The sequence below is a fragment of the Streptomyces sp. NPDC001858 genome, from assembly GCF_053594615.1.
Genome location: NZ_JBSFEV010000037.1, coordinates 79,303 through 93,895, shown reverse-complemented (window position 1 = coordinate 93,895; position 14,593 = coordinate 79,303). Strand labels below are relative to the sequence as shown.

The window sequence follows — 14,593 nt, the reverse complement described above, 5'->3', positions numbered from 1 at the left end:
TTCCTGTGTGGTTCTTTCCGCGGTGTGCTCTTCGTGGGCGGGGGGGGGGGGGGGGGGGCGGGGGGGCCCCCCCCCCGCCTGGGGCCGTCAATTGTGGTAGACGGCGATCTCGGTCAGCGTCGGGGTGTACTGCTCCGTCGCGATCTTCCCGGTGAGCGCGACGCGCAGCCGGGAGGTCGTCACGGTGCCGAAGCCGGTCACGCTGAGGTCGTGCCCGATGCCGGTGGTCCGGCTCGCGAAGGTGACCCAGGTGCCGGTTGCGGCGTTCCATCGCTGCAGGTCGAAGGTCTGCACCCGCGGGTTGGTGCCCGAGTCGGTGTACTCGTCCAGGTAGACCTCGTCGAAGGCGGTGTCGGCGCCGAGGTCGATGTCGAGGGTGATCGGATAGGCCGCGTCGTCGGCCGCCGCCCAGCGGGTGGTCGGGCTGCCGTCGGTCAGCTTGTCCGCCGTGAGGGTGCCGTTCGCGCCCGGGTGGGTGGAGCTCGCGGTGACCGGTCGGCCGAGCGCGAGGTCGACGCGGTTGTCGGTCTCCTCCTCGATGGGGTCGTCGTCGACGGGGTCGGTGACCTGCGGGCCGATCCGGCTCTCGGCGATGCCGATGTCGGGGGCGGCGCCGTAGTAGAGGTGGGTGCCCAGGAAGTCCGCGGTGCCCAGACGCGGGTTGTAGCGGCCCGCGTCGATCAGCGGTGAGTCGTCGCGGAGCGCGAAGTGGGCGGCGGCCTCCCGGATCCGGTTCACCCCGATGCCGGTGACGTAGTCGGCCGGGTCGCCGACGAACCGGGGATCGGCCCGGGTCCCCTTCGGATCGGCCGGTTCCTGGGTGGAGTGGGCGCCGCCGGCCTCGTAGTAGTCGTTGTTCGAGAAGACGGCCTGCCGCAGGGCGCCGGTGCGGCGGTACCAGGGGGTCTCGGTCGTCGTCGAGGTGTTGTAGAAGATGTTGTTCAGGAAGTAGACGCGGCTCAGGAACGTCTCGTCGTGGACGTAGTCGAGGTCCGCGCCGTCGTAGACGAAGGTGTTGTTCGTGAAGTACGTCGGCGAGTAGTTCGTCGACAGCATGTTCTTCACCAGGACGCCGTTGTCGTTGACGCTCAGGTTGTAGCGGGCGATCGAGTTCGAGCTGTTGCCCATGTAGGCCATCCAGCCCGCCGCGTTGTCATGCGAGTAGTTGAACTGGTACGTCACATTGAAGTTGGTGTATTCGAGGTCCCAAGGGGTGCCGTCGTACTCGTTGTTCGGGCCGCCGTAGACCTCGTTGTACTGCATCACCGAGTCGGCGCCGGCCCACAGGTAGAGCCCGCAGGAGACCGCGTCGTAGCGCTTCAGGAACCCGTTGACCTCGTTGTACTCGACCGTCATGTTCTTGGTGTTCGCGAGCTGGATCGCGCCCTGGCCGATGCTGGCGGCGTAGTTGTGGCCGATGTAGACGTCCCGGCTGTACAGGTCGCGGGTGCGCACCCAGAGCTGTTCCCAGCCCTCGTGCCACTTCCCGCTCTCGTCGTACTGGCCGGCGTTCGCGCCGTCGGCCGCGAACCAGTTGAACGCGAACTGGACGGCGTGCAGTTCGACGTTCTCGAAGGTGTTGTTCTCGATCCGGACGTCCTTGAAGTAGTAGCCGCCGGTCGCGTAGTCCTTGTAGCTCTTGCTGCCGAAGACCTGGAAGTTCACCGCGCCGTAGTGGATCTTCTGCCACTGGCTCGGGCCGTCCAGGTTGTGGACGAACACGTTCGAGATGCGGAAGTGGTCCATGACGCTGTCCGCGCCGGCGGCCAGCAGATCGGCGTTGATCGAGACCATGATGCCGTCGCGGACGTACGTCCCGGCGGTGATGTCGGTCGCGAAGTCGTCGTCGTTGGACAGCTCGACGTTGTTGATGTCCCAGTACTGCTGGTTGCGCAGCACGATCGAGCCGGTCAGTCCGACGGTGGCCGGGTTCTTGGTGCCGTCGGCCTTGAACGGGCTCGACACCTTGCCGTTCGTCGCGATGTAGGGTCGGCGCGCGTTCGGGTCGCCGTACGCCGAGACGGTGATCGGGCGGCCCGTGCTGCCCGAGCCCTTCGGCCACAGCTGCTGGTCCTGCCACTGCTCGCCGGCCTTGAGCAGGATGCGGTCGCCGGGCGCGAACGTCGTCGCGTTGGCCTTGGCGAGGGTCCGCCAGGCGGTCGCCGGGGAGGTGCCGGCCGCGGTGTCGCGGCCGAGCGTGGCGTCGAGGTAGTAGTCCTTGCCGCCGGTGGTGTTGGGCGTGTTGCCCGGCCAGACGGCCTTGACGGCGGGGCGGGCGGGGGTGCGGTGCGGGGCCGTCGTGGCCTGCGCCGCGGGCACGAGCGCGCCGACGAGCAGCGCGGCGAGCAGGGCGATGAAGCCCGCGTACAGCATCCGTGGGAAGCGTGGTGGTCCGGTGTCGACGGGTCTCATGACTGCACGTCCTCTGCGTTGATGGCGTCCACCGCCGAGGTGTCGACATCGATGTCGCTGTGGTCGACGCGGCGCTGGAGGTACTGGTCGAACTTCTTCTCGACGAGCGACTGGCGGATCCGCCCGGAGTACTCGGCGAAGGCCTTGTCGTCGTCGACGTTCTCGCTGACGAGCTCGTAGTAGGTGATCTGGCCGGCGCCCGTGACGGGGGCGGAGATTCCGCCCGGTGCGAGCGGGCCGAGCGCCGCCGTCAGGTCCTGGTCGTGGGCGTTCAGCCCGGTCGAGCCGCCGCCGTCGTAGGTGCCGGTCGTCAGCCTGGCCCCGGGTTCCCGGGCGGCGACGGCCGTGAGACTCCCGGCGGCGGTCACCCGTCGCTGCAGCGCCGCGGAGTGGTCCGCGGGGGCGTCGGCCGGCACCGGCACGACGAGCTGCCGGTATGTGTAGGTGGTCGCGTTGGCGCTCCAGGCGTCCCGGTCGGCGGCGAAGGCCTTGCGGACCTCGGCGTCGGTGACCTGGAGCGGGGCGTCGGCACCGCCCGTGCCGAGCTGCTTCTCCAGGCTGGTGGTGAGCTCGGTGAGCCGGTGGGTGTAGTACTCCTCGGGGGAGAACCGCGTGACGCCGTAGACGGTGCTGCCCGCCGCGATGCCCGCGGCGCGGGACCGGTTCTCCTCGGCCAGCTCGGCCAGGAAGTCGGCGTGGTCCACCGAGTCGATCAGCCCGCGTTCCTCGGCGAGGACGAGCGTGGTCTTGTCCCGCCGGATCTCGTCGAGCGCACGGGTCTCCAGCCGCTGGAGCGCGGTCTTGTCACCGGCCTTCGCGTTCCAGTCGATCGCGCCCGTCAGGTGGTACTCGTTGCGCAGTTCGTTCTGCACGGTCGGCGCCAACCGCCGCATGTGGAAGAGGAGTTCGTCCCGGGTGACGGGGTGCCCGTCGAGGGAGGCGACCCGGTCGGTGGTGCGGTGGCCGAGCATCGTCAGGCCCGCTGCGGTCAGGGCGACGAGCACGGCGCACAGGCCCGCGATCAGGACGACGGCCCGGCGCGAGAGCCGACGGGCGGTGACCGGCATACGGGACGGGCTCGCGGCCCGCGAGACGCTCGGCCTGCGCGAAGTGCTCGGCTTGCGGGAGGTGTTCGGTTTGCGCGAGGTGCCCTGGCTGGACAGCGTGGCCTTCATCCGGCCGCTCCGATCGCTGCCAGCCGGGCGATGACGGGCGTGTCCCGCGCCTGGGGCACCTCGACGCGCACGGCGTCGACCTCGGCCGGGTGGAACGTCAGGATGCGCTGGTGGCCGACCGCGTGCGCCTCGGCGAGCGTCGTCCAACCGCCGTCCCGCAGCCGGCCCCGGATCACGACGTGCTCGATGCGCTGGCCCTGGGCGATGTCCTCGCCCACGACGACCGCCTCGACCGGGCGGGGTCCCGCGAACGCCAGGGTGAGACTCGGCTGGGGGTCTGTCGCGTCCGGCCGCCAAGGGGTGCCGCCCCGGCCGGGCCACACGCTCGCCGCATCGCCCGCCGTACCGGAGGAGACGGTCACGGTCGCCGTCTCGATGCGCCGGGCGCGGAAGTCCGCGATGCGCCGCCCGAGTTGCTCCAGCACCGTCACATCGGCCTCGCGCAGCCGCCCGTCGGCGGCCGGCGGAACATTGAGCAGGAAGCAGGAGTTGCCGCCGACGGCCCGCTGGTGGACGGTGAACAGCTCTTCCACGGTGCGGACTTCGGCGTCCTCGGCCGGATGGTGGAACCAGCCCGGCCGGATCGAGGTGTTGACCTCGGCCGGGTACCAGACGAGGTCGTCCCCGTGCCCGGCGAGCGCGGCGCGGCTGCCGAGGTCGCGGTCGTCGCTGCGCACGAGCCGGGCGAAGCGGCCGTCGTCCGCCTGCTGGGAGCGGTCGGCGGTGCGCTCGGCGTCCTGCAGCGCGCGCGGCACCACGCTCCACTCGTCGGGACGGGTCTCCCCGGCCTCGTTGCCGCACCAGCGCACGTCGGGCCCGCACACGCTGATGACCGCGTCCGGCTGGAGCTCGCGGACCACCGCGTAGTACCGCTCCCAGTCGTAGAACTGGCGCTTGCCGCTCGGGCCCTCGCCGTTCGCGCCGTCCAGCCACACGGAGAACACCGGCCCGTAGCGGGTGAGGAGTTCGGTGAGCTGGGCGACGTAGAAGTCGTCGTAGGCGGTCCCGGAGCCGTAGGACGCCTCGGTGCGGTCCCAGGGGGAGAGGTAGATCCCGAAGCGCAGGCCGTGCCGCCGGGCCGCCTCGGCGACCTCCGCGACCACATCGCCCGCGCCGCCCCGCCACGGCGACGAGGCGACCGAGTAGGACGTGACGTCGCTGGGCCACAGGCAGAAGCCGTCGTGGTGCTTGCAGGTGAGGATCACCGCGGTCATGCCGGCGCTCTTCAGCGCCCTCACCCATTGGTCGGCGTCGAGGTCGGCCGGGTCGAACAGGGCCGGGTCGTCGTGGCCCTCGCCCCACTCCCGGTCCGTCATGGTGTTCATGCCGAAGTGCAGGAAGCCGTAGAACTCCAGTTCCTGCCAGGCGAGTTGGCGCGCACTCGGCCGGACCTGCGCCAGCGCCCGCCCGGTGTCCGCCGCCGCGCTCACCGGAACCGCCGGTTGTAGGAGGCGAGCAGGGCCAGCAGCGCGGCCAACGCGCCGAGCATGACCGCGAGATGCCCCCAGCCGACCGTCGTGCGCGCGCTGACGACGAGCGCGATGCACACAGCCGTGACGAGCGTGCGGACGGCGACCAGCAGCGCCGTACGCGTCGAATCCTTCATGTCGGTTTCCTTCCGGGGTCGCCCACGGGGGCGGTCAGCCCTTCACTCCGCCGGCCGCGATGCCCTCGATGAGCCGGCGCTGGATGACCGCGTAGACGATGAGGACGGGCACGATGACGATGACCATGCCGGCGTAGAGCCGCCCGTAGTCGGCCGCCGCCTTCTGCGCGGTGAACAGGTTGAGCAGGCCGACCTGCAGTGTCTTGCCCTCGCCGGGGAGCAGGGTGAGCGAGATGATGAAGTCGTTCCAGTAGGCGAGGAAGTTGAACAGGATGGCGGTGGTGACCGCCGGACGCGCCATCGGGAGCATGATCCGGGTCATGATCCGGAAGCGGGAGGCCCCGTCCAGGGCGGCGGCCTCCTCGTACTCGACCGGTATGGACCGGAAGTACGCGGTGAGCAGATAGATGGTGAACGGGATCGACGTCGCCGCGTAGACCAGCGACAGGACTGCGGGGTTGTCGATGAAGAAGCCGTCGGGGAAGACGTCGACGAGGGCGCGGTCCCAGTCGACGAGCATGAGGAAGATCGGTACGACGATGTAGTTGACGTTGACGAACAGGCCGCCCAGCAGCGCGATCTCCACGAGGCGGCGGCCGCGGAACTCGTACCGGGCGACGACGTAGGCCGCCGGCACCGAGACCGCCATGACGAACACCAGGCCGAGCAGCGTGACGAGCGCCGAGGTCAGGAAGTACCGGCCCATGTGGGCGGTGACGAACGCGTCGGAGTAGTTCTGGAAGTGCAGGCCCTTCGGCAGGGTCCAGGGGCTGCCGAAGAACTCGCCCTTCTGTTTGAGCGAGGCGAGCAGCACCCAGGCGACCGGCACGGCGATGGCCAGCGCGAGGGCGACGACGAGGGTGTGGGTGAGCAGCCGGGCGGCGCGCGGGCGCTCGGGGCGCGGGCGGGACGGGTGGACGGTTGTCATGGTGGGCGACCTCAGAACTGGAGGGGTTCGCGTCGCGTCGCCCGGCTCACCAGCAGCGACACGAGGAACGAGAACGCGAAGACCACGACACCGATGGCCATGCCGTAGCCGTACGACGAGTTCGTGTACGCCTGCTTGTACATGTAGTTGAGCAGGACGTCGGAGGAGCCGTCGGGGCCGCCGCCGGTCATCGCACGGACGAGGACGAAGCTGAGGTTGACGGAACTCATGATGAAGAAGGTCAGCGTGGTGCGCAGGGTCTGCCAGATGAGCGGCAGGGTGAGGGCGAAGAACTGGCGGACGGCGGACGCTCCGTCGAGTGCGCTCGCCTCGTAGAGCTCCTCCGGGATGCTCGCCATGCCCGCCATGTAGAGGACCATGTAGTAGCCCAGCGACTGCCAGACCATGGCGATCGCGACGGAGTAGATCACGATCTTCTGGTCGCCGAGCCAGACCTGCTGCCAGCTGTCCAGGGACAGCAGCCGCAGCGTGCCGTTGAGCAGGCCGTTCTTCTGGTCGTACACGGCGGAGAAGATCGCCGCGATGACCACCACCGAGAGCACGTTCGGGATGTAGAGCACGAAGCGGTAGACGCCCCGGCCGCGCAGCTTCTGCCGGGTCATGATCGCCGCGAGGAACAGGCCCGAGCCCATCGTCACGACGGTCACCACGACGAGCAGCGCGACCGTGTTCTGGAAGGCCCGCACGAACTGGTCGTCGTCCAGGAGGTGGCGGAAGTTGTCGAGGCCCACGAACCGCATGTCCGGGGAGAACCCGCTCCAGGTGTAGAGGGACATCCGGAACACGTTCACGGTCGGGACGACCATGAACACCGCGAAGAGCACCAGTGCGGGCAGCAGACAGGCCAGCACGAAGCCGGTGTCGGCTCGTTTACGGGCGGTCGGGCGGGACTTGGCGTCGGGCGACGGCTTCTGTGCGTCCGAGGGTGTCGGCGGGGTGGGTGGGGTGGAGCGGGTGGTCGTGGTGCCGGTCCTCACCTCAGCCGCCCGCCGCGCGCAGCTTCTCGCTGGCTTCGTTCAGCGCGGACTGCCACTTGTCCTCGGTGGTGTCGCCGCTGATGACGCTGTTGGCGGTGTCGAAGAGCGTGGCCTTGATGTCGACGCCCTCGACCGGCGCGGTGCTCGCGAACCCGCCGACGAGCGCGGAGACCGACGGATCCTCGTACACCTTGTAGAACTCGGCGTTCTCCGCGGCCAGGCCGGCGGCGATGCCCTCGATCGGCTGGACGGCGTTGGACTTGGCGAAGATCTTCGCCGCCGCGTCGGAGTAGAGGTAGGCGATGAACTCCTTGGCGGCGTCCTTGTTCTTGGCGGCGCTGGGCACCCAGACCGACTCGACCGACGTCGTGATGTAGCGCTTGCCGCCCGCGGTGGCGGCCGGCAGCGGGGTCAGCGCCCACTGGAAGCCCGTCGCGCGCGGCGCGTCCGCCATCTCGCCGACGATCCAGGTGCCGTTCGGCATGAACAGCGCCTTGTCGTCGAGGATCAGCTGCTGGTTCTTGGTGAAGTCCTGCTCGTTGGCGTACCCGACGGTGGTCGGTGCGGCGTAGCTCAGCAGCCGCGTGGTGATGTCCAGTGCCTTGCGGGCGTTCGCCGACTTCCAGACGTCCTTCTTGTACGTCATGACGTCGGTGTAGAACTGCTCTCCGCCGATGTCGGCGAGGAGGGCGAAGAAGTACGAGTCGAGGTAGCCGGCGGTCGGGTAGGTGAACAGGGGTATGCCCTGCTTCTTGGCCGTGTCGCCGAGCGCGAACATCTCGTCCCAGGTGGCCGGCGCCTTCCAGCCCTTCTTCTCGAACAGGCCCTTGTTGTAGAAGAGTCCGGTCGGCGCGTAGTACATCGGCATCAGATACGTCTTGTCCGTGCCGTAGGGGTCGGTGTTGAGGTTGCCGACGATCCCCTCGGTGAGCTTGTCCCCGACGGTCTTGTCCTCGCCGGGGACCTTCGCCTTCAGCACCGGCGTGAGGTCTTCGAGGGCCTTGTCCTTGATGAGGGTCTCGGTGAGGGCGGCCTTGCGGCCCTGGCCGAGGACGACGACGTCCGGGTAGCGGCCCGCCTTCATGCTCGGGGTGATCTCGTCCTCGATGCTCTTCGAGATCTGCAGCTGGACGTCGATGTCGGGGTGCGCGGCCTCGTACGCCTCGATGACCTGCGTGTACATGGCGCGGCCGTAGCCGCCTTCGAGCGCGGCGACCTTGAGGGTCGTCCGGCCGGAGTCCGAGCCGCTCCCGTCGCCGGACGAACAGCCGGCCAGCAGTCCGAGCACGGTGACCGCGGTGCCCGCGAGGACGAGCGATCTCCTCATTTGGGGTCCTTCCCATGAACAGAAACAAGCCCGGCAGCCACCCTGATTGTTACGGTGGCACCGATAACATGAGGCCTTACGGTGGCACCGATCCCAGGCGGGCGCAAGTGGCCCGCGGGAGCCTTTTCGGGATCCGGGTCAGGAGCGGCGCGGCGGCGCCGTGGAGTGACGCACCGACAGCGAGGCGTCGCCGGCCGGCTGGTCGACGCCGGCCTCGTCGCCGTGCAGCAGCAGGGCGACGGCCGCCGCGCCGTAGCGGTAGAAGTCCTGCCGTACGGTCGTCAGCGGCGGCGAGCAGTAAGCGGCGAGGGCGATGTCGTCGACGCTGACGATGGACACGTCCTCGGGGACCGAACGGCCGCGCTCGCGCAGGGCGCGGATCACCCCGAAGGCCATCTCGTCGCTGGCGACGAAGACCGCGGTCACCTCGGGGATCATGGCGATGATCTGCCCCTGCCGCAGGCCCGAGTCGGGCGACCAGTCGCCCTCCAGGACCGGTGGCGGCTCGATCCCGGCCGCGGTCAGGCACTCCTGCCAGCCCTGCCGCCGCTGCCGCGCCTCGATCCACTCGTCGGGCCCGGACACGTGCCAGACCTGGCGGTGGCCGAGGTCGAGCAGGTGCTGGGTGGCGATCCGGCCGGCCTCCTGCTGGTCGATGCCGAGGACCCGGGCCCCGGCGGTGCGCGAGCCGTCGAGGGTGACGGTCGGGATGTCGCGGGTGATGTCCTCCATCTTCGGCGTGACGGAGATGAGCGGCACGGCGATGACGAAGCCGTCGACGCCCTGGTCGGCGAGCTTGGACAGGGAGCGTTCCATCAGGCCGGTGTCGAGCGCGGCGATGGTCGCGATGTTGACGGCGTACCCGGCCTCGCCCGCCGCCGCCTCGACGCCGGCGGTCACCGCCGAGCGCGAGTAGTACCCGCCGGACGCCAGCAGTACGAGGCCGAGGGTGTGGCTGCGCCCGGAGGACAGGGCCCGGGCGGCGCTGTTGAACCGGTAGCCGGTCTGTTCCACCGCGGCGAGGACGCGCCGCCGGGTGTCGGGGTTGACGTTCGGCGAGCCGCGCAGCGCGCGGGACACGGTCTGCGCCGACACCCCCGCGGTCCTGGCCACGTCGGCCATGCTCGGCTGCCTCGGCCTCTCGACGCCCTCGGTCATCTGGCGCGCCCCTCTCCCGCGGCCTGTCCGCGGCGTCGTCCCTGTGGCTGATCCTATCCGTCTTGTTACTCATGGCATCGATAACATACGCTCGCCCCGTGACTGAGCCGAGCACGACCCACATCTCCCCGGCCCACACCACGACCGCCGCGCTGACCTGGCAGAGTGGGCGCCTGTACCGGCAGGGCGTCCCGCATCGCATCCTGTCCGGGGCACTGCACTACTTCCGCGTCCATCCCGACCTCTGGCGGGACCGGATCCGCCGGCTCGCCGACCTCGGCCTCAACACGGTCGACACCTATGTGCCGTGGAACTTCCACCAGCCCCGTGCGGACCGCGCGCCGCGCTTCGACGGCTGGCGGGACCTGGAGCGGTTCGTGCGCACGGTGGACGAGGAGGGCCTCGACGTCGTCCTGCGACCCGGCCCGTACATCTGCGCCGAGTGGTCCAACGGCGGTCTGCCGAGCTGGCTCACCGGCCGCGACGTCGCGCTGCGCAGCTCGGATCCGGCGTTCACCACGCCCGTCGGCCGCTGGTTCGACGAGCTGATCCCGCGCCTCGCCGCGCTCCAGGCCTGCGAGGGCGGGCCGGTCGTGGCGGTGCAGGTGGAGAACGAGTTCGGCAGCTTCGGCGACGACCAGGCCTATCTGCGCTGGAACCGGCAGGCGCTCATCGCGCGGGGCATCCGGGAACTGCTGTTCACCGCCGACGGACCCACCGAGCTCATGCTGGACGGCGGCACCCTGCCCGGGACCCTGACGGCCGTCACCCTGGGCTCCAAGCCCGAGGCCGCCCGGGAGCTGCTGGCGGCGCGCCGGCCGGCCGAGCCGTTCGTGGTCGCCGAGTTCTGGAACGGCTGGTTCGACCACTGGGGCGACCGGCACCACGTCCGCGAGGTGGACAGCGCGGTCGGCACCCTCCGCGGCATCCTCGCCGACGGCGGCAGCGTGAGCATCTACATGGCGCACGGGGGCACCAACTTCGGACTCTGGGCCGGCGCCAACGAGGACCAGGGGCGGCTGCAGCCCGTCGTGACGAGCTACGACTCCGACGCGCCCATCGCCGAGGACGGCCGTCTCACCGACAAGTTCTTCGCCGTGCGCGAGGCCCTGGGCGCCCACGGGCCCCTGCGCTCCCCCGCGAGCCTGCCGACGCTGGCCCCGGCCCGCGTCCCGCTCGCCCACCGCGCCGACCTGCTCGCCGGACTGCGCGCGGCGTCGTCACCGGCGTCGGCCTCGACCGGACCGCGCCCCGCCACCTTCGAGCAGCTCGGGCTGGACGCCGGCATGGTGCTGCACACCGCGCATCCGCGCATCCCGGCGGGCGAGCACCGACTGCTCCTGACCGACGTGCGCGACCGGGCCCTGGTCTTCGTCGACGGCGTCCTGCTCGGCGTCGCCGATCCCGATTCCCCGCAGCTCGTGGTGCACGGAACCGGCGCGGTCGTCCGCCTGGAGGTCCTGGTGGAGAACCTCGGCCGGGTGAACTACGGGCCGGCCATCGGCGGGCACAAGGGCCTGCTGGGTCCCGTCCTCGTCGACCGGCGGATCGTGCAGGGCTGGGACAGCACGCCCGTCGCGCTGCAGGAGTGGTCCGATACGGAGCTGTCCGAGGCGGTCCACGGCGGTCCCGCGAGCACGGACGCCGGGTTCGCCGTCGCGACCCTGCGGGTCGACACGCCCGCGGACACCTTCCTCGCGCTGCCGGGGTCGGGCCGCGGCCTCGTCTGGGTCAACGGGTTCCTGCTCGGCCGCTACTGGGAGATCGGGCCGCAGCTCACCCTGTACTGCCCCGCGCCGCTGCTGCGGGCGGGCGAGAACACCGTGACGGTCCTGGAACTGGAACGGCTCGGCGGAATCCTGGAGCTGCGCGACCGCCCCGAGCTGGGACCGCCGCAGGAGTACGTGGAGGAGTTCGACTGACGAGGCCGTCGGGGCGACGCCCTCGGGAACTCCGCCGGTCCGCTCGGAGGCCGGCGTCAGCTCTGGGGCCGAAGTCGGCTGCCGTTCGGCAGCGCCCTGAAGGGGCGCGGGGCTCTGACATCTGCGGCTCCGCCGCGATGGGGGTCCCCCCGCTCGAGCGCAGCCGAGAGTGGGGGAGCGACCAGCCACGATGGCGCCGCAGTGGAACGACGGCACATCGCGGCACTTCCGGCGGAGCGCTCAAGCCCTCGGGGCGCGGCCGTCGCCGCCCGGGTGTCACCGCCTGGGTGCCGCGGTCACGCGGTCAGCTCGGGGTCGGGGCGAGCACCACGAAGTCCGCGTCGGACGGGTCGAGGACGACCGCGAGACGGCCAACGCCCTCCGCGTCCTCAGGGCCCATCTGCACGGTGCCGCCGTTGCCGGCGACGCCGGCGACCGCGGCGTCGCAGTCGGTGACCGCGAAGACCGGATGCCAGTACGGCCGCCCGTTCGCCAGGGCGAGGACCTCCTTGCCGACCTGCATCAGACCGCCCTGCATACGCGCCTCGGGCGCGAGCCCCCCAGGGGTGATGAGCGTGTAAGTGCCCTCGCCGCCCGGCATCTCCATGTCGCTGTACTCCCAGCCGAAGACAGCGCCGTAGAACTCTTTCGCGGCCGCGGCGTCGCTCGTGTAGAGCTCGGTCCAGGACAGCGAGCCCGGCTGGTCCGCCAGCTCGAAGCCCGCGTCCTGCCCCGGCTGCCAGACGGCGAACTGGCCGCCGAGCGGGTCGCTGAACTGCGCCATCCGCCCCCACTCGTCGAGGTCCCGCGTGGGCACCCGCACGGTGCCGCCCGCCCGCTCGACGGCCTGGGACGTGGCGTCCGCGTCCGTGACCCGGTAGTAGATCATCCAGGCGGAGCGCGCGCCCTCCTCGGTGAGCTTGCCGAGCCCGGCGACGACCTTGCCGTCCTTGCGGAACATCCCGCCTTCCATGTCCTCGCCCGCGCCCTCCATCTCCATCGGCTCGTACTCCCAGCCGAGCACCGCGCCGTAGAACGCCGCGGTGGCCGGGACGTCGGGGGCGCCGAGGTCCAGCCAGCAGGGGGCGCCGGGGGTGAGGTCGGTGGTGATCACGACGGTTCCCTTTCGCAGGTGCTGTGTGTCACCAGCCTGACATTCGAGACCGCCCCTCGCGCGTCGGCTGCGTTCCATCGCCCGTTCCAGGTCCGCGGTCGCCCGGCGCCGCCGTTCTCAGGTGACGGTCAGCCCGTAGGCCCGGTCGAAATGCTGGGCCACGAGGTGTCCGGCCCCGTCGCAGGAGAGCTGCCAGTCGTTGACGCCGGTCTCGCGGCCGTCGGTGAAGTTCCACAGCAGACGGCCGGAGGCGGTGTCGATCGCGTAGAAGCCGTTCCTGTTCTCGAAGGCCGGGACGTAGAGGGTGCGCGCCCCCACCGCGATCGGGTTCTCGACGTTGAGGCGGGGAGTCTCGCAGAACCAGCGCCGGGAGCCGTCGGCCGCGTTGAAGGCGTGGACGCCGTAGGGGTCGGTGCCGGTGGCGTAGACCGTGGTGCCGGCCGCCCCGAGGGAGGCGTACATGCCCCGCTCGGCCTTCGTCGACCAGCGGGCCTTCCCGTCGCTCAGGTCCAGGGCGAGGAGTTCGGAGCCGATGGCGAAGACCGTCCGGCCGAGCACGGCCAGGCCCGGCCGCAGGTCGTAGCCCACCGGGTGCCGCCAGCGCAGGCTGCCGCCGTCCTGGGTGTCACGGACCGCGACATTGCGCAGTCCGTCGGCGTAGACGAAGTACTGGGAGGTGATGACGGGTTTCAGCGGAACGCCGACGTCCTCCGGGTTGATCGGGATGACGAGGGCTTGGCGGGCCTTGAGGTTGACGCCGAAGACCGCGTTGGTGGAGGTCGCGACGCCCTGCTCCGCCGACCGGCGCTGCAGGCTGGCGCCGAGGACCGAGACGGCGTAGCCGTCATAGCCGCCGAGGAGTTGATCGAACTGGTAGTCCGCGCCGAAGTCGAGGGTGAACCGCTCGGCGCCGCTGGCCAGATCGACCCCGATCAGGGTCGCGCCGGTGCCGAGCGCGACCGCGGCGTCGTCGGTCAGCAGCACGGGGGTGGGCGAGAGGCTGATGCCCTGGTAGACCCACTTGGGCTGGGCGCCGTTCTTCAGATCGAGGCAGATCATGTTGCCGGGGCGGGTCTTCATCAGGGCCGTGCCCTCGTTGAAGACCGCCGGGGCCTGCAGCAGCGGGCCGCCGCGGTAGACCCAGGTCGGCTCGGGGGCCGGGCCTAGCGGGCGCACCGCCTGTCCGCTGTTCCTCCCCCGAGTGACGAGGGCCGCTCCGCCGACGAGGGCAGTGGCGGCGGCCGCGGCGAGGATCACGCGCCGGGTGACGGCGGAGCGGGCGGGGGCACGGTGGTTCACCGGCGTGGCGGAACGTTCCGCCAACGCCTCCTCCGGGTGCGAGAAGCACTCCCGTTCGGGCGGTCCGGAGGCCTTCCCTGCCGCGGGCTGCCCCGCTCCGGCGGCGCCGACGGCGTAGGCGCCGACGCCGCTCGTTCCGTGGGCGCACCCCTCTGCGGCCCCGCCCGCGCCGCCGCCGTCGGCGGTGCCGTACGCCGACCGCTCCGCCGCCGCCCGCTCCGCCGTCGCCCGGTCCGGGCCGTACCGGCCCGAGCCGTGCCGGCCCGACGCGACCGGCCGCGGGGCGGGCGAGTGCGGGGCGACCGACTGCGGGGCGACCGACTGCGGGGCCGACTGCGGGGCGGGCGCCTCGGCGGGCGCTTCGGAGGCCGGCGCTGGAGCCGGGGCGGCGGCCCGTGCGGGTGTCGAAGCGCGGGGCGGGGCGGGGGCGTTCGCCCGGACCGGGGCGGGGACCGGGGTCCGCGCGAGGTGGTCGAGGTCCGTCGTGGCCGCGCGGTGGTCGAAGTCCGACACCGCCGCACGGTGGCCGAAGTCCGCCGCCCCCGCGCGGTGTTCAAGGCCCGCCACCGCCGCACGGTGATCGAAGTCCGCCACCGACGCACGGTGGTCGAGGCCCGCCGCCGCCGCGCGGTGGTCGAAGTCCGCCGCCGCACG

General features: G+C 71.2%; 11 protein-coding genes. 1 reads left to right on the top strand and 10 read right to left on the bottom strand.

What is annotated here, in order from left to right; all coding sequences use genetic code 11:
• Nucleotides 1–87 precede the first annotated feature (87 nt).
• From ACWCPF_RS36315 to ACWCPF_RS36280, 8 genes are all read right to left on the bottom strand, one after another.
• The gene (locus ACWCPF_RS36315) at nt 88–2,412 is read right to left on the bottom strand and encodes a galactose-binding domain-containing protein (protein WP_451049377.1); all 2,325 of its coding nucleotides are present in this window, start codon (nt 2,410–2,412) and stop codon (nt 88–90) included.
• Entirely contained in the window at nt 2,409–3,587 is a 1,179-nt protein-coding gene (locus tag ACWCPF_RS36310; RefSeq protein ID WP_451049376.1) for a peptidylprolyl isomerase, read from the bottom strand. The genes ACWCPF_RS36315 and ACWCPF_RS36310 overlap by 4 nt, the downstream gene beginning before the upstream one ends.
• A complete protein-coding gene (locus ACWCPF_RS36305; protein WP_451049375.1) occupies nt 3,584–5,017 on the bottom strand; it encodes an alpha-L-fucosidase in 1,434 nt (477 codons plus the stop codon). Before ACWCPF_RS36305 ends, ACWCPF_RS36310 begins: the two co-directional genes overlap by 4 nt.
• On the bottom strand, nt 5,014–5,193 hold the full coding sequence (locus tag ACWCPF_RS36300) for a DUF6903 family protein (protein ID WP_451049374.1): 180 nt from the start codon (nt 5,191–5,193) through the stop codon (nt 5,014–5,016). Before ACWCPF_RS36300 ends, ACWCPF_RS36305 begins: the two co-directional genes overlap by 4 nt.
• 34 nt (nt 5,194–5,227) lie before the next feature.
• A complete protein-coding gene (locus ACWCPF_RS36295; protein ID WP_451049373.1) occupies nt 5,228–6,121 on the bottom strand; it encodes a carbohydrate ABC transporter permease in 894 nt (297 codons plus the stop codon).
• Nucleotides 6,122–6,132: 11 nt separating this feature from the next.
• Nucleotides 6,133–7,119, bottom strand: coding sequence for a carbohydrate ABC transporter permease (locus ACWCPF_RS36290; RefSeq protein WP_451049372.1), 987 nt, complete (start codon nt 7,117–7,119; stop codon nt 6,133–6,135).
• Nucleotide 7,120: 1 nt separating this feature from the next.
• Nucleotides 7,121–8,446, bottom strand: coding sequence for a carbohydrate ABC transporter substrate-binding protein (locus ACWCPF_RS36285; protein WP_451049371.1), 1,326 nt, complete (start codon nt 8,444–8,446; stop codon nt 7,121–7,123).
• A 138-nt stretch (nt 8,447–8,584) separates the two neighbouring features.
• Nucleotides 8,585–9,604: a LacI family DNA-binding transcriptional regulator gene (locus ACWCPF_RS36280; protein WP_451049370.1), complete on the bottom strand. Its 1,020-nt coding sequence runs from the start codon at nt 9,602–9,604 to the stop codon at nt 8,585–8,587.
• A gap of 98 nt (nt 9,605–9,702) precedes the next feature.
• Here ACWCPF_RS36280 and ACWCPF_RS36275 point away from each other — a divergent pair, with 98 nt between their 5' ends.
• Nucleotides 9,703–11,526: a glycoside hydrolase family 35 protein gene (locus ACWCPF_RS36275; protein WP_451049369.1), complete on the top strand. Its 1,824-nt coding sequence runs from the start codon at nt 9,703–9,705 to the stop codon at nt 11,524–11,526.
• Between the two features lie 304 nt (nt 11,527–11,830).
• Here the strand turns inward: ACWCPF_RS36275 and ACWCPF_RS36270 are convergent, their stop codons facing one another.
• Nucleotides 11,831–12,640: a VOC family protein gene (locus ACWCPF_RS36270; protein WP_451049368.1), complete on the bottom strand. Its 810-nt coding sequence runs from the start codon at nt 12,638–12,640 to the stop codon at nt 11,831–11,833.
• Nucleotides 12,641–12,757: 117 nt separating this feature from the next.
• A partial coding sequence (locus ACWCPF_RS36265) for an outer membrane protein assembly factor BamB family protein (RefSeq protein ID WP_451049367.1) occupies nt 12,758–14,593 on the bottom strand: 1,836 nt, incomplete at its 5' end.